Source organism: Oerskovia rustica (assembly GCF_014836555.1).
Classification (GTDB): domain Bacteria; phylum Actinomycetota; class Actinomycetes; order Actinomycetales; family Cellulomonadaceae; genus Oerskovia; species Oerskovia rustica.
This window is the reverse complement of sequence record NZ_JACSQQ010000028.1, coordinates 20,441-43,514: the sequence shown is the minus strand read 5'-3', so window position 1 is coordinate 43,514 and position 23,074 is coordinate 20,441. Positions and strand designations below refer to the sequence as shown.

11 protein-coding genes are annotated in these 23,074 nt (G+C 72.7%); all 11 read right to left on the bottom strand.

Annotation, left to right across the window (positions count from 1 at the left end):
* Window positions 1-28: 28 nt before the first annotated feature.
* The 11 genes from H9652_RS15055 to H9652_RS15005 all read right to left on the bottom strand — a co-directional run bounded on the left by H9652_RS15055 (window position 29) and on the right by H9652_RS15005 (window position 22,713).
* Entirely contained in the window at window positions 29-325 is a 297-nt protein-coding gene (locus H9652_RS15055) for a WXG100 family type VII secretion target (RefSeq protein WP_030151988.1), read from the bottom strand.
* Between the two features lie 107 nt (window positions 326-432).
* Window positions 433-4,890, bottom strand: coding sequence for an FtsK/SpoIIIE domain-containing protein (locus H9652_RS15050; RefSeq protein ID WP_191796967.1), 4,458 nt, complete (start codon window positions 4,888-4,890; stop codon window positions 433-435).
* A 37-nt stretch (window positions 4,891-4,927) separates the two neighbouring features.
* Window positions 4,928-5,626, bottom strand: coding sequence for an FHA domain-containing protein (locus H9652_RS15045; RefSeq protein ID WP_191796966.1), 699 nt, complete (start codon window positions 5,624-5,626; stop codon window positions 4,928-4,930).
* Window positions 5,623-7,395, bottom strand: coding sequence for a serine/threonine-protein kinase (locus H9652_RS15040; protein ID WP_191796965.1), 1,773 nt, complete (start codon window positions 7,393-7,395; stop codon window positions 5,623-5,625). Before H9652_RS15040 ends, H9652_RS15045 begins: the two co-directional genes overlap by 4 nt.
* Window positions 7,392-9,362 carry an FHA domain-containing protein gene (locus tag H9652_RS15035; RefSeq protein ID WP_318244196.1) on the bottom strand — a complete coding sequence of 657 codons (1,971 nt, stop codon included), beginning with the start codon at window positions 9,360-9,362 and terminating at the stop codon, window positions 7,392-7,394. The genes H9652_RS15040 and H9652_RS15035 overlap by 4 nt, the downstream gene beginning before the upstream one ends.
* Window positions 9,359-10,201 (bottom strand): PP2C family protein-serine/threonine phosphatase, encoded by an 843-nt coding sequence (locus tag H9652_RS15030; RefSeq protein WP_191796964.1) that lies wholly within the window; start codon window positions 10,199-10,201, stop codon window positions 9,359-9,361. Before H9652_RS15030 ends, H9652_RS15035 begins: the two co-directional genes overlap by 4 nt.
* Complete coding sequence (locus tag H9652_RS15025; RefSeq protein WP_191796963.1) at window positions 10,198-11,694, bottom strand: RDD family protein; 1,497 nt, start codon at window positions 11,692-11,694, stop codon at window positions 10,198-10,200. The genes H9652_RS15030 and H9652_RS15025 overlap by 4 nt, the downstream gene beginning before the upstream one ends.
* Window positions 11,694-14,198, bottom strand: coding sequence for a transglutaminase-like domain-containing protein (locus tag H9652_RS15020; RefSeq protein WP_191796962.1), 2,505 nt, complete (start codon window positions 14,196-14,198; stop codon window positions 11,694-11,696). The genes H9652_RS15025 and H9652_RS15020 overlap by 1 nt, the downstream gene beginning before the upstream one ends.
* Complete coding sequence (locus tag H9652_RS15015; protein ID WP_191796961.1) at window positions 14,198-15,652, bottom strand: DUF58 domain-containing protein; 1,455 nt, start codon at window positions 15,650-15,652, stop codon at window positions 14,198-14,200. Before H9652_RS15015 ends, H9652_RS15020 begins: the two co-directional genes overlap by 1 nt.
* A 4-nt stretch (window positions 15,653-15,656) precedes the next feature.
* On the bottom strand, window positions 15,657-16,631 hold the full coding sequence (locus H9652_RS15010) for an AAA family ATPase (RefSeq protein ID WP_191796960.1): 975 nt from the start codon (window positions 16,629-16,631) through the stop codon (window positions 15,657-15,659).
* Between the two features lie 61 nt (window positions 16,632-16,692).
* Window positions 16,693-22,713: an Ig-like domain-containing protein gene (locus H9652_RS15005; RefSeq protein WP_191796959.1), complete on the bottom strand. Its 6,021-nt coding sequence runs from the start codon at window positions 22,711-22,713 to the stop codon at window positions 16,693-16,695.
* Between the last annotated feature and the right edge of the window lie 361 nt (window positions 22,714-23,074).

Sequence of the window (23,074 nt, the reverse complement as noted above, 5' to 3'; positions counted from 1 at the left end):
GGGCGGCCGTCCGAGGGTCCAGCAGTCGTCACCGGGCGATCGCGGAGCCGAGACGCGCGTCGAGCTCCTCCATCGAGTCCGCGGCGCGCGCGAGGAACGTGTGCATCTCGACGAGTCCCTCGACCGCGTTCTTCGCGCCGAGGTTGAACTGGTCGTAGGAGGCCATGAACTGCGTCGAGGCCTGGTCCGTCACGAAGCCGGACGACACGAGCGCCGTGACCTGCTTCATCAGATCCGCGAGGATCTCGTCGAGGTGCCCCTTGCCGATCTCCAGACGGCCCGCTGCGTCCCGCATCTCGCTGTAGGTGACGTTGACGTTCGCCATGTCGATTCCCGCTCTCTTGATCCATCGTCGGCCTCACGGCCCGTTGTCGTCGCAACCGTACCGAAGGTGCGGTCGCCTGGGTATGGGGAGAACTCCCCACGCGTGCGTCAGCCCATCGGGACGTGTACCCGGGTAGTGCTTCCGCGCGCGATGTAGTAGCCCCGGCCAGGGGGGAACTCCGCACGGGAGACCCTCGGCAGGGAGGTCTTGAGCAACGAGTCGCCCTCGAGCGCCTCGGGCTGCAGCAGCAGCCCACGGCGACCGTTCTTCATCTCGGCGAGCAGGGGCCACGGCGAGCCCCAGCGGGAGGACTCGGCCTCCGCGACCACGAGGCACGAGCCGCGCTGGGCCGCCTTCATGAGCGCGACGAGCGGTGCGTCCGCGGGTGACTGCAGGTACTCGTCGACGCCCTCGACGAAGACGGCGACGGGTCCCGCCGCCAGGTCCTCGGCGACGTCCTGGGCGAGGGCGACGACCTCGTCGACGCTCTGCGCGACCCGGTCCCAGGGCACCGCCGACACCAGCGAGGAACCGGGATGCGCCGCGAGGACGATCCGGGTCTTCGGGGCGGCCCGGACCAGGGACCTCGCGAGCGCCGCGAGCGCCGTCGTCCGACCGCTGCCGACAGGCCCCGACACGAGGAACGTCCCCTCTGGGGCCCAGCCGAGGGCGTCGAGCGTCTCGTCGCCGATCCCCAGCACGGGCTGTCCGTCGACCTCGTCCGGCAGCACGTCGGCCGTGTACTCCTGCGGGAGCGCGCCGATCCTCGGTGCCTGGAGCACCCCGGCCTTGCGCATCGAGTCACCCAGCCGCACGCAGGAACGCGCCTGCTCGGCGGCAGAGGTCGTCCCGCCGATGACCGCGACCTGGGTCTCCGCACCGTCGACCACCGCGCGGCCGGGCGGAGACGACGGGGTGAGCACGTCGCCGGGCACGTCGAGCAGGCCGTACCCGTCGTCCGAGAGGCGGAGCACGACGTTGCGCTGCACGGCCGAGCGGACCGCGGTCGGCACGGCGCCCGCACGGTCGGCCGTGAGCGCCACGTGGATGCCGAGCTGTCGCCCCTCGGCGAGCACGTCGCGGAACACGTCGAACCACACGGCCCGGCCAGCACCCTGCTCGAAGTCGTCGCGGAACGCGCCGAAGCCGTCGACGAGCACGAGGATGCGCGCCACGTCCGTCCTGCCCGTGAGCGCCCGGAACTCGGTGACGCTCGACGCGGAGGCGTCGGCGAAGAGCGGGCCGCGGCGGTCGAGCTCGGCGCGCAGCATACGGAGCAGGCGGACCACGCGCTCGACGTCGTCGCCCATGATCACGGACCCGACGTGAGGCAGGGACTCGAGCATCCGCAGGCTGCCACCCGCGAAGTCGAGGCCGTAGACCTGGACCGCTCCGCCCCGGGGCGTGATCCCCGCCGCGATGCCCAGGGTGCGCAGCGCGGTGCTCTTGCCCGCACCGCCCGTGCCGTACACGGCGAGGTGTCCGTCGGCGTCCGGGCGGAAGTACGTCGGCCGCTGGGCCTGCACCTCGGGCAGGTCGGCGACGCCGATCAACAGCTCGGTGTCGGTGCGCTGACGCAGGCGGGCGAGGTCGTAGACCCCGGCGAGCGAGTCGAGCCACGGGCGACGCGGGCTCGGGATCTCGGCGTGCCGGCTCGCCGCCCCGATGCACGCCACGAGGCGTTGCTGGTCGTTGGGACCGAGGTCCGTCTCCTCGGGCACGACCGCGGGCTGCGGCGCGTCCCAGCGGATCTCGCCGCCGAACCGCAGTGCCGCGACCTCGATGCGCAGCGGCTGCGCCTCGTCCGAGGTCCAGCCGCCTGCGTAGGCCGACTGGAACGGGCGCACCCTGCCGGGGCCCGTCTTGGCCAGCCCACGCCCCGGGAGCCCGGGATCGAAGTGGGCCGCGTCGGGGGTCCCGACGACGTCGGACGAGTCGGACTCGTCGGCCATCCGCAGGGCGACGCGAAGGTTCGTGTTCGCCCGCAGGTTGTCGCGGATGACGCCCGCCGGGCGCTGGGTCGCCATGATGAGGTGGATCCCGAGCGAGCGCCCGCGCTGCGCGATGTCGACGACGCCGTCCACGAAGTCGGGCACGTCGGAGACGAGCGCCGCGAACTCGTCGATGACGATCACCAGGGCCGGCGGCGCGTCGGGGTCGCCCCGCTTCTCGAGCTCGAGGATGTCCTTGGCCTTCTTGCGGTTGAACAGGTGCTCGCGGTGGTGGAGCTCGGCCCGCAGGCTCGTCAGTGCGCGCCGCACGAGGTGCTGCGACAGGTCGGTCACGAGCCCCACGCAGTGCGGGAGCTGGACGCAGTCCGCGAACGCGGAGCCGCCCTTGTAGTCCACGAACAGGAACGTGACCCGGTCCGGGCTGTACTCGGCCGCCATGCCGAGCACCCACGCCTGGAGGAACTCGCTCTTGCCCGAGCCGGTCGTCCCGCCCACGAGCGCGTGCGGGCCGTGCGTGCGCAGGTCGAGCTGCATCGCCTCCGACCCGGCCGAGCCGACGAGCGCCCGCAGCCCCCCGGCGCGGCGTCGCCTCGGGACGGCGCCCGGCGTGCGGTCGGTGATCGAGAGGTTCTGGTTCCACCGGTCGATCACGGCCTCGCCGGACGTCGCCATGTCGGGGCCGAGGAGCGTCAGCAGGGAGACGGTGCGCGGCAGGTCGCTCGCGTCCTCGTCGACGACCCCCGCGTCGAACACCGGTGCCATGCGACGGCCGTACTCGACCGCGTCGGCCGCGTCGACCGTCTCGAGCACGACGTCGTCGACCGACAGGCCGAGCCGCACCATGCCCACCGAGGTGCGGTCGGGACCGACCTCGACGTAGGTGCGGCACGCGGCCGGCAGCCCCCGGACGCTGTCGGCGACCCACACGGGGAACACCCCCGCGTCGGGCCCCGTCTCGGCGAGCTGTGCGAGGCGTGCACGGTCCACGTCGACCTCGGAGGACACGAGGACCACGACCGCGGGCAGCGGCGAGCTCGTCCCCTCGACGGGTCCGCCACCGCCCTCGCCGACGCTCGCACCGCGCTCGAGCGCGGCGTCGCGGGTCCGGGCCGCGCCTCGACGCGTGGCGCGCTGGCTCTTGAGCCGGGTCCGGATCAGCTCCTCGAGCTGGGCCAGGAGCACGGCGCCGCTGCTGGCGCTGTCGGCGAGGTGGTTGCCCTCGATCGGGCTCGTCGAGGCCGAGGTGTGCGGCATCCACTTGAGCCACTCGAGCGAGCGCGACCACGTCGGCGTCACGAGGGAGCAGACCACGAGGTCGGTGGGCGAGTGCAGCACCGTGAGCTGGACGAGCACGGAGTTGACCACGGGCTCCACGAGGTTCTTGGCCCCGGCCAGCCCCAGCGCACCGGCGTCGTGCAGGTTCTCGACGACGGGGACGCCCGAGACGAGCTCGTGCCGGTCGACCAGCTCGTCGAGGCGCCCCTGGAGCTCAGGGACCATCTCACCGCGCCCTGGCGTCTCGACCTCGTTGCGCGAGGGCATCGAGCCGAGCCCGAGCCGCACGTTGAGGAAGGACCAGTGCTCGGGGCGGCGCGTCCACAGCAGCGGACCGCGACGCAGCCCCTCGGCCAGCGTGAGCGGGGTCGCCGGCGCCTCCTGGAGCCGCGCCGACCGTTCGGCGACCTCCTCGTCGCGCAGCGCGGACCGCAGGCCCTCGAGCCGCTCGTCGAACCTCTTGACGTCGCGCTCCAGGCGACGACGGCGCCGCTGACGCTCGGTCACGTAGCTGCCGACGAGCATGAGGGGGCTCATGAGGATGAACAGGAGCGCGGTCGGGCGCTGCGTGACGAAGAACATCAGGAGGCCCATCACCACCGGGGCGACGAGGGCCAGCGCCGGGAAGGTCTGGGGCTCCTCCTCACGGTTGGCGCTGGGCGCCGTGAACTTCTCCCCCGCGTAGCGCGGCTCGACCTTGGGCGAGCGGTTGAACGGGACGGGACCTGCGACCGGACCGCCGGCGGCGCTGCCGAGCGGGTCGACCACGACGACGGTGTCGCCGAGCACGAGGGTCTGCTGCCGGTCGACGCGCAGCCGGGTGACCAGACCGCCGTCGACCACGATCCCGTTGGCCGAGCCCAGGTCGACGACCTCGGTACGGTCGGACACGTCGATCCGGGCGTGCTTCTTCGAGACGAGGGGGTCGGACAGGACGAGGTCGCACCCCGGCTCCCGTCCCACGACGTAGCGCCCCGCGACGAGGTCGCGCTGCAGCCCGGCGTCCGGTCCGGCCACGACCCGGACGCGGGCCAGCACGTTCTGGACGTCCTGCATCGTGCTGGCGGCGCGGGCCGCGTCCAGGAGGTGCACGACCGCACCGGAACCGAGCCACGCCTCCGCGATGGGGACGTCGGGGTCGAGGACGACCGACTGCTCCTGCGCGGGGAGCTGGGCGCGCAGGGTGAGCGGTGGGACGTCGACCAGCGACCCCATGTTCCGGGGGTCGCGCACGGCGATCGCGCGGGCGACGTCGCCGACCGTGCTTCCGGCGTCGGCCGTGACGACGATGTCGTCGCTCGTGCCGTCGTGACGCACGAGAGTCATCTTGAGACGCACAGGGACGTGTCCTTCGTAGCAGGTGCGTGGACGGGGTTCAGGAGCTCTCGTCCACCAGGTCGAGCAGGGGCAGGTCCTCGGTCGTCACGAGGCGTGAGGCCACCGCGTACTCCACGAGCCGTGCACGACGGTTCGTGGCGAGCGCCCCGACTCCACCGCGCAGACCTTTGACGCCGATGCGGTCCAGCCGCTCGCACACGTTGTCGAGCTTGCGGTTGAAGCGGGTCGTGGCCCAGCCGAGGCGGCGTGCGGCGTCGGCGGAGGTCGGGATCTCGGAGAGTCCCGTCCCGTCCCGCCGCAGCACGGGCTCGGCGAGCGCCAGGATGAGCTGCTTCTGGCTGATCGTGAAAGGGATGGCCCCGATCGTGGTCGCGCCGTCGGACGGCTCCTCGGAGCGGATCTCCTGGTAGGGCGCGCCCTGAAGCCGGACCCGCATCTCGTAGGTGGTCGGCCCGGCCGTGAAGACGACCGACATCGACGGGAACACCAGCGGCAGGCGGTTGCCGGGCGACAGCCACGACTGGACGCCGCCGCCGGCGTCGCAGACGGTCGCGGAGATCAGCGAGCCGACGTTCGCCAGCCACCAGATGCCGTTCTCGTGCGAGATGCGCAGGAAGTGCCGGTGCAGGTACGGGTTGTCCTCGATCTCGAGGTCGCCGTCGCGCCCGATGTCGAACGTCCCGCCGGGGACGGGGCGGAACCACTCGCCGCAGAACTCGATCGCCAGGTCGCTCATGGGTTCACGCAGCCCTTCACCGGGACGGACGGCTTCCCGTCCCGGACGGTACGGATCTCGACGCAGACGGTGTCGGTCTCCCCCGCGGGGACCTTCACGTACTCCCTCCCCGCGGGCACCGGGGCCGACCACGTCTCCTTGGTCGGGTCGATGTGCTGCCACGCGTAGGTGTCGCCGACCTCGACGTCCTCGGGGGCTGACCAGGTGAAGAAGGCGCTCCCGCTCGTGACGTCGTACTGCGCCTGCAGGTCCTCGGGGGGCGGGACCAGGTCACCGAGGTTGTCGTTCGGCACGTCGTCCGGCTCGTCCGCCGAGGTCGTACCGCCCCCCGTGTCCGTGTCGGTCGCGGTCCCGTCCGGGAGGAGCGCGTAGATCCCGACCACCACGAGCACGAGGATCCCGGCGCCTGCGAGGAACGTCCAGAGGGCACGCCGCGTCCGCGGTCGTGCCGGCTCGGGCTCGGGCGAGGCGCCCGGGGCGCGGTGCACGGTGTCGTCGGTCGGCGGCCCCCACACGGCGGTCCCGGTCCCGGTGCTCCCCGGGCCGGCAGCGGGGCGCGGCGGGACGTACCCGGGGCCCGACGCCGGAGCCTGGGCCGGGCGCGCGGGTGCGGGCGCGTAGTACCCGACCTGGGCGGGAGCCCCCGCCCCGGGCTGCCCGGCGTAGGCACCGGGCGCCGCAGGAGCATGCGGTGCGGGAGCGTGCGCCACGGGAGCGGAACCGCCCGTCGACGCTCCGACGGTCACGTGCCGCTGGACCGGGGCGGTGCCGCTCGTCGTCGACGGAGCGCCGGTCGGGTAGGCCCCGCCAGCACCTCCTCCACGGGGGTCGATCGAGACGACCGCGCGCAGCCGCGTACCGCCGTCGTCGTCGGCCTCCTCCTCCTGCGTGATCCCCGCGTCGGCGAGCACGTCGATGGGGGTCACCGCGAGCGAGAGCTCGTTCTGGACCTGCTGGAGCGCCCGCGCGAAGGCGAGCATCGTCGGGTAGCGCGAGGCCGGGTTCTTGGCCATGGCGGTGCCGAGCACCCGCTCGAGCGAGGGCGGCACGTCGGTACGTCCGGTCGGAGCCAGCGGCGTCGACTCGATGCGCGTGATGAGGCTCGCGCTCGAGTTGGACCCTCCTGGCAGCTCGAACGGCGCCCGCCCGGCAAGCAGGGTGAACGTCGTGGCGGCGAGCGCCCAGACGTCCGTCTCCTTGCCCGCCCACGGGTCCTCGGCGAAGGACTCCGGGGGCGACCACGGGATCGACATGCCCTCGGCCCGGGAGGCGTCGTCCATCGTCGAGGAGATACCGAAGTCGGTGAGCGCCGGGTGGCCGTACTCGGTCACGAGGATGTTCGCGGGCTTGATGTCCCGGTGCAGGATCCCGGCCCGGTGCGCGGTCTCGACCGCTCCCGCGATCTGCACGGCGACACGCAGCGCCTCGGCGACGCTGAGCCGCTCGGACCGGTAGCGGGCCCCCAGGTTGGGCCGCGAGCAGTACTCCATCGCGAGGTAGGGGCGTCCGTCGGACGTCACGTTCGCCTCGTACATGGTCACGATGGACGGGTGGGTCGAGAGGGTCGCCATGAGGTCGGCCTCGACGTCGAACGCGGCGCGCTGCGACTCGCTCGACCACTCGTGCAGCAGGACCTTGATCGCCACCCGACGCCGGGGGCGCTGCTGCTGGTAGAGGAAGACGTCGGAGAACCCGCCGGAACCGACGACCGACACGTACTCGTACCCGTCGATCAGCGGCGGCGGCGACGGGGCACGCTTGCTGCTCATAGCAACCCTTCGAAGGTGAACGTCACGCCGTCACCCACGTCGACGACGTCGTGCGACACGACCATCGTGGGCTCCCCGGGGTGCAGGCGCCGAGGCGGCTGACCGGGGCGCAGGAGCGTGGTGCCGTTGGTCGTGTTGAGGTCGCACACCAGCACGTGCCAGCCCTCGAGCTGGATCTCGACGTGCGAGCGCGAGATGTCCTGCTCCGGGCTCGGCACCGCGACCAGGCGCGGCAGGTCGTTGCTCTGCGCTCGCGTCGTGCGAGGGCGGCGTCCGAGCACCACCGGGCGGTCGAGCTCCACGACCTGACCGTTGGAGAGCGTGAAGCGGCCCAGCGAGGGTCGGGTCACGAGGTGGGCATCCCCCACCAGGACGTGCGCGCAGCTCCCGCAGTTCTCCCGCGACGGGGGGTTCGCGTGACCGTCCACGCACGTGCGGGCCAGGATCTGCTGGGAGCCCGGAGGAGCGGGCGGCGCGAAGGTCGGCCCTGCGGCCGGGCTGCCGACCGGTGCGGGACCTTCCGCAGCGCCGACGGCAGGGACGGGCACGACACCGAGCGGTGCGGCCGCTCCGGGCAGCCCGAGGGGTGCGGGCGGCGCAGGGACGGCGGTGGCCGCTCCGGCACCGGACACCTGGGCGCGGAGGTCGGCGATGACCGAGGAGAAGACGGTGTGCCCGTCGTGGTCGTCCCCCTCCTGGTCCTCCCCGGCGGCCATCTCGTACCCGACCGTCGAGGACTGCCCGACGAGGTGCGCGCGGTCGACGGGCGGGCCCGGTCGCTGGGCCTGGTCGCCCGTGACCGTGGCCGCGCGCACCGACGCGGCGGGCGTCGACCCGGTCCACTCCCGAGGGATCCCGTCGATCATGCTGGCGACGGGCTGGGGAGTCCCGGCGGGCGGCGCGGGGACGGGGGTCGCGTCCTCGACCGACGGCACGGCGGCGGGAGCCGGGGCGGGCGGCGCGTCGACCTCGTCCTCCTCGTCGATGCGGATCGCTGCATCCTCGACGGTCCGCAGGACGGTGGACTCCCACAGGTGCCCGTAGCCGTCGTCGACGGCCGCCACCGCGTCGTCGAGGTCGTCGAGGTCGTCGATGTGCTCGAGGCCGTCGTCGGCGTCGAGGTCGTCGGCCGGGGGGACGACCGTGAGCTCGGGCGCGATCGTCTCCATCGAGACGATCGTCTCTGCCGACCGCTCGTCGACCGGTGAGCGCGTCGGTACGACCTCCTCGGCTGCTGCGTCGAGGCCCGGTACCGCTGCGACCAGGGCGACCGGGGCGGCGTCCTCGTCGGGGACGACGTCGACGGCGAAGAGGCTCGGTACCGAGGCGAGGGGCGGGTCCAGGTCCTCGGTCGGCACCGCGCTCCCCACCAGGACCGGCTCGAACGCGGACGCCGGGCGGGCACCAGGGACGGCACGGGCCTCGACGGCGGCCGGCGTCCCTGTGTGCTCACCACGGGGGGTGGCCGTGGGCACGGCGGACGTCCCGACGAGGTGCCGGACGATCCGCGACACCAGCACCACGCCCTCGTGGAGCGGGAGGCCGACGAGCGCCACCTGTCCCGGGCCCGCCTCCAGAGCAGGGGCGTCCTCGACCCCGAGCTGGACGGAGACCTCCTCGACGTCGTCCACGAGACGCTCGGACCAGGTGGTCACGTCGTCGCCGTCCACGTGGACCCGGGCCGAGGACGTGCTCAACGTGACGGAGACCTCGCCACGGACGGCGACCTGGGCGCGCCGCCCCGACACGACCGCGACGGCGAACGGCGGCATCGTCCGCAAGGTCGCCCCGAGGACCACGGTCAGGAGCTGGATGACCTCGATGACCTCGACGTCGGTGTCTCCTGCCGCGTCGAGGCCGTCCCACAGGCGTCCGACGAGCTCGCTCGTCGCCCCCTCCGGGAGGACGACGATCGCACCACCCCGGACGAACCCGAACGCGCTCCCGGTGTCGTAGCGCAGTCTCACGACCTGTCCCCCATCTGAAGGCGAATCTCTCGCGGCAAGGTGTCCTCGTCGGCGTACCCCAGGTTCTCGCGGGGGGCCGTGGAACCGTCGCTGGTGTCCCCCCAGGCCCCGGTCGCGTCGACGACGACGACAGTGATGTTATCCCGCCCTCCGGCGACGATGGCCTCGTTGACCAGACGGTCGGCTGCGGCCTGGGGGTCCGGCTGAGCGAGCAGGATCTCCGTGATCCGTTCGTCCGAGAGCTCGCCCGTCAGGCCGTCGGAGCACACGAGCATCCGGTCCCGCGCGGCGATGGGCACCCAGCAGAAGTCGGGCTCGGGCGGGAGCGAGGCCCCGACGGCGCGCGTGACGACGTGGCGTCGCGGGTGGGTCAACGCCTCGGTCGCCGTGAGCAACCCCGCGTCCACCATCTCCTGGACCTCCGAGTGGTCCACGCTCAGCTGCTCGAGCACCCCGTGCGACATCTGGTAGGTCCGCGAGTCACCGATGTTGACCACGAGCCAGTACGGCATGCCCTCCATCTGGGCCACGACGACGCCGGTCACGGTCGTCCCGGCGCCCCGGCCGGGTTCGGTGCTGATGGCGCGGACGTCGTCCTGCGCCACGACGAGCCGGTCACGCACGTCCTCGGGCGAGACCGTGGCCAGCGCGCCGAGCGGACGGAGGGCGTCGATGGTCGCGGAGCTCGCGACCTCGCCGGCGTCGTGCCCGCCCATGCCGTCGGCGACGAAGAAGACCGAGCTGTCGGCGAGGAAGCTGTCCTCGTTGAGGAGCCGCCGTGCCCCCCGGTGCGAGCTCGCGCCCCAGACCAGGCTCACCCCGGCGGGCCATCGGCTCATGCGCCGGACCCCGGGTGGACGACGATGCGCCGGTCCCCGACGGTGATCACCGAGCCGACGGGCACGGGCACGCGCACACCCGGGTCGAGCGCCACGGGCGCCCCGCCGGGACGGAGGAGGACCGTCCCGTTCGTCGACCCGCGGTCCTGCACCCACAGGCCGCCGGCGTCGAACCCCAGCTCGACGTGCGTCTTGGAGACCGACCGCGTCGGGTCCTCGACCCGGACGAGGGTCCTGGCCTCGCCCCCCGACGCCTGCGGGTTGCGTCCGACGAGCGCGGGGCCGGAGAGGGGGACCCGCTGACCCGACTCGAGCTCGAGCACGGCCCCGGGCGTGGGTGTCGCCTCGTGCGCCTCGTGCCGGATCTCCCGGGCGCTCAGGCGCGTCGAGTCCCAGTCGGGTTCCTCGTGGGCAGGCGCCGGCGTCGTCGTGGTCGGAGGGACCACGAGGGGCACGGGGGCCGGGGACGGCGTGACCGGCGCGGAGCCCGAGGGTGACGCAGCGCCTGGCACGCCCGTGATCAGCCCGCCCACGGGCGTGACCGAGGGCTGCTGCGGCTGCTGCGGCTGCTGCGGGAAGGCCCACGGGTCACCGACGGGGGCAGCACCGGCCCCCGGCGCCTGGCCGGCGGTCTGCGCGGCGAACGACCCGGCGGGGAGGGGCCCCGACGGCGAGGGGCCGCGGTACCCGCTCGGGGGCGTCGCGACCTGGTGGGTGCTCGGCTGCCCGACGGCGCCGACCTCGGCGTTCCCGTCGTGGAGTCCTCGGACGTCGAGCACGAGCGCCTTGGCGGCCTTGTCCTGCCATCCCTGGTTCCGTCCCGAGCTGTCGAAAGCCGGGGAGAGGACGACGAGCAGCTCGCCGATCCCCAGGGCGAGGGCCCCGAGGAAGGTGATGATCCAGCGGAGCGCTGCCCGCCCGAAGCCCAGGGGCGACCGGTCCTCGGCCCGGACGGACCGGACGCCGGTCGCGAGGTTGCCGAGCGTCCGGCCCGTGCGCCCCTCCCAGAACCAGATGCCGACCCAGCACGCGAGCGACACCGCTCCGGCCACCGCGTACGCGAACAGCAGGCGGCCGAGCAGCTCCTGGGCCTCGGCCGGGGTCGTGACCGAGGCCAGCGCGGTCGGAGACACCCCGGCCACCGCGCCACCACCGAGCAGCACGGCCGCGAAGACCAGGGAGACCGCGGCGGCGTCGACGAGGAACGCGACGAACCTGCGTCCCGTGCCGGCCACCGGCGCGCCGTCGAGCCCCGTCTGCGGCGCGGCAGCGTCCGTCCGTCGCAGGAACGGCACCGCGCGCTGGGTCGCCGCAGCGACGTCGCGCTCGGTCGTGATCGCGATCGACGGCTCGCGGCCCGACGACGGTGCGCCGCCGACGGGCGCGCCGTACGGCACCGCCGTGCTGGGCATCTTCGTCCCGCAGACGGCGCAGAACGACGAACCCGCCGGCTGTGCCGTACCGCAGGCGCTGCAGCTCAGCTGCTCGGACATCAGGACTCCCCTGGCTTCGGGCCGGAACCGGTCGGTGGTCTCGTCACGGTCCGGGCGGACGACCGGGCCGATCGACGCAGCGCCGGGACCCAGGAGGGGACCCATGCCGGTCGAGCACCCCGCAGGGATCGTAGCGACACCGCCGCGCGGAAGCGCTGCCCGCGCGGCCTGGTGGACCTCATGCCCACCAGGACCGAGTCCACCTCGCTCCAGAAGGCGTCGACCTGCTGAGGGCTCGGGTCGCCGGTGCCGAACACCGTCGCGTCGGCCGAGCGTGCGAGCGTCACGGTCGGCGCGGCGGCCACAGGGAACGCCTCGGCCAGCGTGCCCGCGCCCTCGCGGCGGGTCGCGCCCGCGGGGACCGGAGCGCCCAGGTCCGTGGCGGCGTCGAGCACCTCGCGCCAGCCGCCGCTGATGCGGTCGACCGGACGGTCGGCCGACCGTCGCCTCTTCCTGCGTCGCGACTTGAGCAGGAGGACCAGGAGCAGGGGCAGGGCGAGGACCAGGAGCGGGACGGTCACCGCGACCGCGACCAGCGCGGCACGGCCCCAGTCGAACGCGCTCGACTCGGCGTCGTCCTTCTTCTCCTCGTCGTCGACCGTCCCGGCCTCGGCGTCGGCCGGCTCCTCGGGCGGTTCCGGGTCCTCGAGGACCGGGGGCTTGGGCACCTGGTCGCTCTTGGGCTCGGGCTCGATCTTGTTGTCCTCCTCGGGGATCGCGTCGATCGGGACCCAGCCGTAGCCCGCGAACGGGACCTCGACCCAGGCGTGCACGTCGGCCCCCGTGGCCACGAACGGCGTACCCGCCTCCCATGCCTCCGGGTCCGGGTAGAAGCCCATGACGACGCGGGCCGGGATGCCCGCCGACTGCGCCATGAGGGCGAGCGCCACCGCGAACTGCTCGTCGTCGCCGATCATCTCGTCGGCCGCGAGCAGCGTGTCGATGCGCTCGGCCGAGTGGCCCGGTCGGGAGGGAAGCTGGGTCTCGAGCCCGCTCGAGAAGATCCCGCTCGCCTCGAGCCCCACCTCGAGGTTCTTGAGCTGGACCAGCGGGTCCGTCTCCTCGGCCATGAACTGCGCGGCCTTGCCCCCGACCGAGTCCGGGACGTTGCGCGGCCTCGGGAGCTCCGCGTCGAGGATGTGCGAGGACTCCAGGTCCTCGACCGAGGGGGTCGGTGCGACGATCGCGTCGAGCCGGAACGTGTCACCGGGGCGCAGGCCTGCGGTCACGACGCCCGTGCCGGTCTCCGAGTTGTAGTACGTCGTGGTGCTCAGCGCCTCACCGCGCTCCCCCGTGTACCGGACACCCGCGAGCGCCCCGACGTCGGGCAGCCACACGCCCCGGTAGTCGCCGATGGTGACCGTCAGGTCGGTCGGGGTGCCCTTCGCGACCGTCGCGATCTGGTCGCCGGCGCGCGTGAAGACCCCCGAGCCCGCACCGCTCGAGACGTCGTAGACCACGCCGTTATACGTATCGAGGGTCGCTAGACGTACACGGGCTCCGGCGGGCAGTCCGTCGACCGTGAACAGCTCGTCGTCCGTCATCTCCTTGGCGTACTTGCGGAACGACGCGAGCGGGCTCACGTACTCGTGGAGATCGAGCGGGGGGACGATCTGCTCGCGCAGGACCATCCGCTCGGTGTCCGGGGTCACGACGGGGACGAGCACGACCGCGGCGACCGCACCGAGCGCGAGCATCGCGGCGCCGCCGCGCGCCCGGTGCCAGCGCAGGCGCCGCGTCGCGACGACGCTCGCGGCCGTCAGGACCTGACGCTCCCCGAGGCGCGCCTCGGTCGCGCGCCACGAGCCCCACAGGAGCCCGACGACGACGAGCACGAGCCCCTGGGCGAGGGGGAACGCGGGCACGAGCGTGCCCAGCAGGACCACCCCGACGAACGCGACCACGACGGGGACCAGCGCCCACTGCCCCGCACGGACGCGCCAGGCGAGCGTGCCGGCGACGAGAGCGGTCAGGAAGAGCAGCAGGAAGGGGACGACGGCCAGCTCCGGGAAGGACTGGAGCGGCGGCACCGAGGTGACGATCTCCTTCCACCCGGTGATCGCCCCCAGCAGCAGACCGCGGAACGTCTCGAGGGTCGGCAGGACCCCCGCGACCGTCGTGCCCGGCAGGGCGAACGGTCCGCCGAGGACCAGGTACGCCACCATGGCCGCGGCCGTCACGGTGACCGTACCCCAGCGCCGCCAGGCGCCGAGCCAGGCGACGCCCAACCCCAGCACGAGGCCCCCGAGCGCGGGCAGGAGGTAGGCCGTCGAGCCCCACGCCGGGCCGAGGCCGACCACGGCGGCCCCCAGCATCACGACGAGCGCGAGGGCGTCGACGGCGCCCGTCGCCCGCAGCGCGCGCGGCCCGTCGGTGCCACGCAGGCGGGTCGACGAGCGTGCGGTGGTCAGGTTCGACCGTGTGCCGGTCCCGTCCGTGTGGCCGGGCTCCGCACCGGGACCGGTCGGCGGGGCCAGTCGGCCCCGCGTGTCGTTCTCGGTCATCAGTCGTTCAGCCTCCGCAGCGCGAGGGGGAGGTCGCCGAGCTCCCCGATGGTGAGCACGACGAGCTCGGCGATCCGGTGGCGGCTGACCTTCGCGCCCGGCACGCACTGGATCGCCATGACCCGTACGTCCTGGGGAAGCCGGGCCGAGGCGGCGCGCAGCTCGGTGGGCGAGACGGCGCTCCCCACGACGAGCGCGACGACCGACGCGTCCGTGACGCTCGTGCCGGCCACGCGAGCCAGGTCGACGAGGCTCGTGCGCAACGACCTCGTCTCGACCCGAGCCAGGTCGTCGAGGAGCCGTACCCGGTTGTCACCGCGGAGGCTGCCGTCGTTGACGAGGACGGTCAGCCCGCGGTCCTCCTTGATGGCCTGGAGGCCGAGCGAACCGCACGAGCTCACCGCGAGCTCGAACTCGTCGGGGTGCGCGTAGTCCTCGGCACGGGTCGAGAGCACGACCGCGAGGTGCGAACGCCGCGTCTCCTCGAACTGCCGGACCATGAGCTGCCCCGTGCGGGCGGTGGTCTTCCAGTGGATGTGGCGACGGTCGTCGCCGGGGACGTAGTCGCGCAGCGCGTGGAACGACACGTCGGAGTTGGAGATGTCCTGGGTGACACGTCCCTCGAGGTCGCGCAGGAAGCCCGTCGAGGAGCCCGACAGGTTCTTCGTCCGCGGGTGCACGAACAGCTCCTCGGGGTTCGTCCAGACCACCTCGCGGCGCAGCAGGCCCAGCGGGTCCGCGCGCACCGAGCGCACCGGGCCGACGGGGATGACCGAGCGGCGGTGCGTCGGGATCGTGAAGATCTCCTCGTGGCTCGCCCCCGACCGCAGTCGCGGCACGGGGAACGACGCGACACCGGCGCCGACGGGCAGCTCCATCACGGCGGGCAGCAAGGGGCGCGGGGACTGGTTGCTCACCTCGAGCGTGCCGACGGCCCGGTCCCCCACCGTGACGCGCCGCTGCCCCAGGTCGAGCTGCACGGAGTACCGGAAGGTCCCGCGGACGAACGCGACCGCGCCGAGCATCGCGACGGTCGCGACGATCGCGACCGCGAGCAGCTCGACCCACGAGAAGACCAGTCCGGTCCACCACGCCGCGACGAGGCCGACGAGGACCGCCCACCCGAAGGGGCTCACGACCGAGGCCGCCAGGGACAACCCCTTGGCGACCTGCCCGGTCACCGGGACGAGCAGCGCGCGCAGGCGTCGGCCCGGTCCTTCCCCACCGTCGCCCGACGGCGTCACGAACCCTGGACGTGCGGGTGCCGCCGAGCCGTCGTCCGACGCGGCCCTGGCCTTCCGTCGACGGCGTCCCGAGGGTGCGCCCGGCGCCGGGGCCGGGGCCTGGCCGGGGCGCGACGTCGTCGGGCCGGAGCCGCTCGCCGGGGCGTCGGCCGAGGCGCCCGGTCCGGTCGGGTTGCTGCGCGCGGCGACAGCGGGTTCGGTCGTGGTCATCGCGTCAGGCCGACCGACGTTCCTGCGGCGCGGCAACGTCCGCGAGGATGCGCGCGAGCACGCCCTCGTTCGTCGCGCCGGCGAACTCGGCCTCGGGGTCGAGGACCAGGCGGTGCGCCCAGGCGGGCAGCGCGAGCTCCTTGACGTCGTCGGGCAGGACGTAGTTGCGCCCGTGCGCGGCCGCCCACACCTTGGCGCAACGCACCAGGGCGAGCGCCCCACGGACGGAGACCCCGACACGGCACTCCGCCGCGTTGCGCGTCTCCTCGGCCAGGCGCGAGATGTACTCGAGCACCGCGCCGTCGACGTGGACGCCCGCGGCGAGGTCCGCCATCTCCGCGACGGCCTGCGTCGTGATGAGCGCCTGCAGGGTCGCGCTGCGGTCCCGCACCGAGGCGCCCTGGAGGATCTCGACCGTGGCTGCGTGGTCCGGGTAGCCGAGCGAGGTCTTCATGAGGAAGCGGTCGAGCTGCGCCTCGGGCAGGCGGTACGTGCCGGCCTGCTCGATCGGGTTCTGCGTCGCGATGACCATGAACGGGCGCCCCACCGAGTGCGTCACGCCGTCGACCGTGATCTGCCCCTCCTCCATGACCTCCAGGAGCGCGGACTGCGTCTTGGGCGAGGCCCGGTTGATCTCGTCCGCGAGCACGATCGACGCGAAGATCGGTCCCTGGTGGAACTCGAACTTCGCCGTCTTCTGGTCGTAGATCGTCACGCCCGTCACGTCGGACGGCAGCAGGTCCGGCGTGAACTGGATGCGGTTCTGGGTGCCCTGGACGCTCGCGGCGAGCGCGCGGGCGAGCGAGGTCTTGCCCGTGCCCGGCGCGTCCTCCAGGAGGATGTGGCCCTCGGACAGCATGCAGGTCAGGACCAGGCGCACCACGTGGGCCTTGCCCAGGACGGCCTGGCCCACGTTGGAGACCAGACGGTCGAAGGTCTGAGCGAACCAGGCGGCCTGCTCGGGGGTCATGGAGGTCATGGGGTGCTGCTCTCTCGTGAGGTCGTGCAGAAGGTCGGAGTCGGGTCGGGCGCCTGCCTGGTCACCACGGCACGGGGGTCACCCAGGCCTGGTCGCCCGCGCCGCTGAGGTTGACGCTGACGAGTCGACCCGGCCAGCCGTACCAGCAGCCGAAGTCGGGCGTCGTCCCCGAGCCGCTCAGGCTGAAGGAGTAGACGTAGCCACCGCCGATCGTGGTCCAGGAGCCGTCAGGCTGCTGGTCCCGGCAGACGAACCCGTAGTTCCCGGCCGGCAGGTTCGTGTAGGCCACGCGGAAGTAGTTCATGCCGCCCCCCGCGCTCGAGCCACGGACGACCTTGATGTTGGGCTGGGGGTCCGTGGTCAGCGTGACGGTGTTGCTGCTCCCGCTGCAACCGGCCGGGTTGCAGGCCTTCGCGGACCGGCTGTGCGTCTGGCTGTAGCCGTTGCCGACGGAGATGCTGGTGCCCCCCTCGCCCGAGCTCCACAGGTAGCTCGTGACGGGGCTGCCACCGTTGTCCGCGGGACCCGACAGGTCGAAGATCAGGTTCGTCGCACCGTTCTTCCGTCCCGACACGGACGGCGGTGCGGGCACCGTGTAGGCGTTGATCGCGGCCGAGGCGACGCTCGCCGGGGAGTCGCCCGCAGCGTTCTTGGCCGTGACCGTGAAGGTGTAGGCACCCGTGGGCAGGTCGAACCCGGCCGACAGCGTCCCTGCGCCCACGGTCTTGGCCGTGCCGTTGCTCGCCGTGACGGTGTAGCTCGAGACCGGGCTGCCGTTGGCGTCGGCCGCAGGCCACGTGACGGTGATGTCACCCTTCGACTCCGAGACTCCCGGTCTGCCCGGGGCCCCCGGGATCCCGAACGGGATCACTGCCGCGGACGCGGCGCTCGTGGCCCCCCGCCCCGCCTTGTTCTGCCCTGTGACGGTGAAGGTGTACGACGCCTCGTTGTCGAGGCCGCTCACCGGGAGGCTGGTCGCGCCGGTGACGGTGACGGTCCCCCCGTCCTTGGCCCCGTTCTTGTACCGGTCGACGTAGTACACGGAGACCGCGTCGCCGTTCTCGTCGTCCGGCTTGGACCAGGTGACGTCGAGGACGCCACCGTTGACCGACGACGTGCGCCGCTCGGCCTGAGGAGCGGCGGACGCGAACGGCACGCCTGCGGGGACCATGGCCGCCGAAGGGCCGGACCAGTCCGAGGGATCCGGTGCGCCGTTGAGCTCTGCGGCGTTCACGGCCTGGACCTCGACCGTGTAGGACGTGCCGTTCTTCAGGCCGGTCCACTCGAACTGGGTGCCGGTCACGCACGCCTGGTCCTTGCCTCCGACCGAGGGCGAGATCCGGAGGTTGACGCACTGGATCGGCGACCGGTCGGTGTACGTCTTGTTGACCCACGAGATCTTGAGCGACTTGTCACCGAACTCGACGGTCGGGGGCGCCGGCGGGTCGGGCTTCTCGTCCGGACGCGCCTCGGCCGACGGGACCGACGCGTCCGAGTCGTTGACCTCGTTCGTCGCGACCACCGTGAAGGTGTACCTGACGTTGTTCGTCAGGCCGTCGAGGGTGCACGTCGTGGTGCCGCACGCCTTGCTGTAGCCGTTGTTCGACTTCACGGTGTACCCCGTGATCTCGGCCCCGTTGTTGGCAGGCGGCTCCCAGCTCAGGACGACCGTCTTGGACCGGACCTCCTCGACGGTCGGCTTGCCCGGCGCGTCGGGGCGTCCCTGGACGTTGATCTGGATGCGTCCCTCGACCTCGCGGTCGGGGTCCTTGGTCGCGTCCTGGACGCGGTACCGGACGACCATGACGCCGAAGAACGTGTCCTTGGGCGTGACGGTGATCTTGTCGCCGTTGATCGCGGGCGTGCCCTCGCCCGTGTCGACGGTCACCGCGGTGATCTTGAGCGGGGTCTCCGGGAACGGGTTGCTGTCGTTGGCGAGGACGTCGACCGGCACCGCCTTGCCCTGGTGGGCCTTCTCGACCGTGTCGTCGTTGGCCTTGGCCAACGGGCGCGTGGACGCCACGACCTTGACCGTGAGCGACCCGTCGACGGGCGGGTGCCCACCGTCGGTCACCGAGATCGGGACGGAGAGCGTGGTGCCCTTGGCGACCTCCGGGGTGGCCTGGACGGTCGCGGTCGAGCCGCTCACGCTGACCGTGAGTCCGGCCGGCACCGCGCCCACCTTGTACGTCAGCGAGTCACCGTCGGGGTCGGTCGCGAACCGGCCGAGGTCGACCGATCCCTCCTCGCCGGCCGCCACGTCGACGTTGGGCGCACCGAGCTCGGGAGGCAGGTTGGCGGGGGGCAGCACCGAGATCGGCAGCGTCAGCAACGCCTTGTGCCCCTCGGGGTCGTCGGGTCCGGAGCCGTCGGTGACCTCGAACGTGACCGACGCCGTTCCCACGTACTCGGGGTCGGAGGTGTAGACGAGGTTCGTGGCGTCCGTGACCGCTGCGGTGCCGTTGAGCGGCACGACCTTCTTCTCGTCGGTCAGGCGAGGGGTGCTCCCCTCCTTGACCAGGACGTAGTCGGTGATGTCGATCGGCAGCGGCTCGCCCGAGGGGACCTCGAGCGGCACGATGCCGGGACGCAGGACGGGGACCTGCTCGGTCAGACCGGGGACGTGGACGAACGCCTTGGAGGAGAGGCCGTCGACGTCGGTCACGACGTACGTGAGGACCTGGCGCTGTTCGGTCAACGTCACGCTCAGGGTGCCGTCGGGGTTGGCCTTCGCCGTCCCTGCGTCGGTGCTGACCGTGAGCTCGGAGGCGGCGCCGTCCAGGTCGTCGTCGTTGTCGAGCACCGCGACCTCGACGCTCGTCTGCCCCAGGACCGCGGACATCGGGACCGTGTCGTCACGGGCGACGGGGGCCAGCAGCGGAGCGTCCTGGTCCACGAGGACCGTGATCGCCGCCGCGGCGCGCGCCCCCTTGGAGTCCTGGATCCCGTAGTAGAACGTCGTGCTGCCCGCCTCGGTGGGGCTCGTCAGGACGACGCGGTCGTTACCCACGACCTCGGCGTCGAGCGACTTGTCGGCCTCGAGCGCGGCCGGGACCAGGGAGATCTGGTCCCCGTCGGGGTCGGTGTCGTTGGCGAGCGCAGGGACCGCGACGGTCCGGCCGGGGCGCACAGTGACCAGGTCGTCGACCGCGACGGGGCTCTGGTTCGTGGCAGGAGGCGCGGAGATGCCCACCTGGACCGTCCCCGTGGCGACCATGCCTCGCGCGTCGAGCACCGAGTAGGTGAAGGAGTCCGACCCTGTCGCGCCGTCGGCGGCCTTGTAGTCGATGAAGCGGTCCGTGACCTCCGCGGTGCCCTTGGCCGGCGGGGTCGCGACGCCCGTGAGCTGGACCGAGTCGCCGTCAGGGTCGATCCCGTCGAGCGGGACCGCGATCCGGACGGTCGCACCGGTGAGCACGCGAGCCTGCAGCGTCTGCGGTTGCGGCGGCGAGTTCTCCTTGCCGTCCCGGATGTGGATCGTGAGCTGGGCGGAGTCCTCCTGGCCGTTCTTGTCCCGGACCCGGTAGATGGCATAGGCGGTTCCTGCCTCGGCACCCGCCTTGAACCGCACCTGTCCCTCGGACACGAAGAGCTCACCCTGCTCGGGTGGGACGCCCTGCTCGAACTCGTCCTGGAGGAACAGCTCGAGCCCGTCCGGGTGCGTGTCGTTCTTGAGGACCGGGATCGTGACGACGTCCCCCACGCGCACCGTGGCCTCGTCGGCGACCGCGTTCGGCGGCTGCAGCCTGGTCGGCGACGGCACGGGCACGACGCGGACCTGCCCGACCGTGGTCTGGGTCCCGTTGGAGACCGTGTACTCGATCGTCACGGGTGCGTCGAGACGGCGGATCTCGGTGATCCGGAGCATCTGGTGGGCCAGGACCGCGACCGAGACCCCCGCGTCGTCGGGGACGCTGACCGACTGGACCACGAGCACGCCGCCGCCGGGATCGGTGTCGTTGGCGAGCACGTCGACCAGCGTCTTGCCGCCAGAGGGCAGCAGCGCGGTGTCCGAGACCACGATCGGCGGGCCTTCGGCCGCCGAGGCGGGCAGGACGTCCACGCGGACCAGCCCCGTCGTCGCGTTGGGGCCGTCCGAGACCTGGTACGTCAGGTCGTAGGACCGCGGTTCGTTCGAGAGGAACTGGAACGTCCCGGACCCGTAGTTGGGCGTGATCTGCGCGGGAGCGGACTCCGAGACGCTCGCGAGACGCAGCTCGTCACCGTTCGCGTCGTAGTCGTTGAGGAGCGGCTCGACCAGCACCGGCTGGCCGGCGGGCACCACGACGTGGTCCGCCACCGCGACGGGCGGCAGCTGGCCCGCACCCGACACGTCGACGTGCAGGACTCCTTCGAAGACCCCGCCCATGCCGTCGGCGACGGTCACGGTGACCGTCTTGCGTCCCGTCGAGCCCGCGCCGTCGCGGAACACCACGGTCCCGTCCGGGCGCGAACGCACCTCGTCGCCCGCCGAGGTCGCCGTCGCCGCCGCGAGGTACAGGTCGTCGCCGTCCGGGTCGCGGAAGAAGGGGAGCACCTTGATCTCGGCGGTCTTGCCCTGCTCGACCACGAGGACCGGTTCACCGGTCTGCTCGGGGGGCGCGTTCTCGCTCCACGGCGAGACGTTGAGCCGCACGCTCGCCTCGGCCACGCCACCGCGGCCGTCCGAGACCGCGTACCGGAACGAGGAGGCACCCTTCCCTGCGTCCTCCGGGACGATCGCCTGCAGCGCAGCGCCACCCAGGACCGACTGCACCTGGGCGCCGTCGGGGCTCTCGCCCGCAAGCGTCGCCGTCATGACGTCGCCGTCCGGATCGATGTCGTTGCCCAGCACGGGCAGCAGGGTGGTCCGTCCGGGTCGTGCACCGAAGACGTCGTCCTGGGGCAGCGGCGGCTGGTTGGGCTGCGAGCGGTCCAGGACGAACTGGTCGACCTGCTCCGGGGTCGTCAGCTCGGCGTCGGACTCCTCGCCCTCCGCCTGCTCGGGAAGGACGAGGTCCCAGTCGTCGACCTTCTGGTACTCCTCGGCGGCCATCCACACGGTGCCCGCCGACAGGTCGTTCAGCACGATCGCCTTGCGGTTGACCCGGTACTCCAGGCGGCTCTGCGGGTCCACGCCCTCGAGGCGCTTGTCGAGGTCGTTGTCCGTGCCGTCGCAGTCGCGCAGCACCTGGCCGGTCTGCGACCAGGCGCCGTAGGTGCACCCGTTGAGCTGGATGGGCGCCGAGGGCACCCCCGACGCCGCACGCGTGACCGAGTCCCCTCCGTCCACCGGTTGCAGCACGAGACCCGAGGCGGTCGCCACGGCGACGTCGGCGGTCTGGGGGCCCGGCTGCTGGAGCCGCGCCTGCGACCCGTCCTCGAGCGGGACGACGTCACCGCTCGGCAGGACGAGCTCCGACTGCGTCCGGTTCAGGACGACGGGCGCCGACCCGACGGTCGTGAGCTCGACCTCGTCCCCCTTCGCGACCGGCACCTTCGATGTCGTGACCTCCTGCGACGTGCCGGTGGCCGCGGTCGAGACCTTCGTCAGCTCGCCCGTCGCCGGGACCAGCGCGTAGACCGTGCCGTCCTGGGACACCTGCACGACGCCCTTGCCGCCGACCTCGGCGACCGGCTTGGTGGTCTCGGGGTCGAACGAGGTCGCGCCGGCGAACGGCAGCACCCACAGCAGCCCCTCCTCGCCGTCGAGGACCGCGACGCTCGAGCCGCCCATCGCCACCTCCGCCCCCGTCGGGGGACGCACCGAGCCGACGAGCTTGAGGCGTGCCACGTCCACGGGGCTCACGGAGCCTGCGCCGTCGTCGACCAGGAGCACCTTGCCCGCGTTCTGCAGCACGTCGAACGACGCGGAACCTGCGAGCATCGAGCCGTCGAGCGCCTGGGACTCGAAGTTGAACCGCCCCAGCGCACCGCCCGAGGTCCGGGTGACCCATACACCGGAGTCGTTGAGCTCGACGTCGGCCGTCGCCTGACCGTCGTACGTGACCGCGAAGGCGACGAGGAGCGCTGAGAAGACCGACACGGTGCTCACCGAGGCGATCGACCGTCGCTTGTCGTGGAGCCGGGCTAGAAAGGTCACAGAATCTCCGTGGGTGCGAGTGGTGCCACCGGTGTCCCCAGGGCCCCTCCTGCCAGGTGCCCCTACCCGTCGCGGGTGAAAGGATAGCGGCACGCGGAGGAAGCTCTGTCATCCACTGGATGGAGAGAACTCCCCATCTCTCTACTGGCAGTAGTTGCCGCGAGGTATCGCAGCAGGCAGCGGTGCCCGTCGCGACGTCACGGCGTGCCGTCCGAGAAGCGGGGGGCACCCCGCAGCACGTCCACGAACCGAGACGCCGGGTCCCTCTTCCCGGACACCCACGACGGAGCGGTCGCAGTCCGCGGGGTGTCGCGCACCCCGCACCGGGGACGACGGAGGGCGGTGCGCCGGACCCGTGGGT